Origin of the sequence: Pseudoalteromonas sp. S408 (genome assembly GCF_005886645.1) — a bacterium.
Classification (GTDB): Bacteria; Pseudomonadota; Gammaproteobacteria; order Enterobacterales; family Alteromonadaceae; genus Pseudoalteromonas.
This window is the reverse complement of sequence record NZ_PNDY01000096.1, coordinates 1-452: the sequence shown is the minus strand read 5'-3', so window position 1 is coordinate 452 and position 452 is coordinate 1. Positions and strand designations below refer to the sequence as shown.

Here is a 452-nt window from a genome sequence, read left to right as displayed (position 1 = left end):
TATCGCTGATACAGGTGCCGCGTCAGTGCGTGAGGCAGCGATTGCTGATTGAGTAATAGTGACATTGCTTCGAACAGGTTGGACTGGCGAGCCTATAGCATTTTCTGGAACACGATCTTGCTGGCCTCAGGCGTGCCAGCATCTTCATATGCGCAGACCTGATAGCCCGCCGAGACAAGCAATTTGAGCATGGCGGGATATCGTTTCATTGATTTGACCCGGATACGTTGGTAACCCTGCTCACGTGCCCAGCGTTCCTGTGCCTCTCGCAGGCGAGTGGCTATCCCTGTCTGGCGGTGATCAGGCAGTACGCCACCCAGCCAGCTGTAAAACTCTTCTGAATTCAGCGCATACCCAGCCTTGTAGGCAATCGGCAGCTGTTGTCGATAGGCCACAAGAATCAGGCTGCAGGAAGGCGCAGAGCCATTCAGCAGTCGGCTTGCCACACGCTC

At 55.3% G+C, this 452-nt stretch carries 1 protein-coding gene; it reads right to left on the bottom strand.

Annotated elements, in window-relative coordinates; all coding sequences use genetic code 11:
* Positions 1-92 precede the first annotated feature (92 nt).
* Positions 93-452: GNAT family N-acetyltransferase (locus CWB62_RS18590; protein ID WP_138556304.1), on the bottom strand; the 360-nt coding region annotated here is incomplete at its 5' end.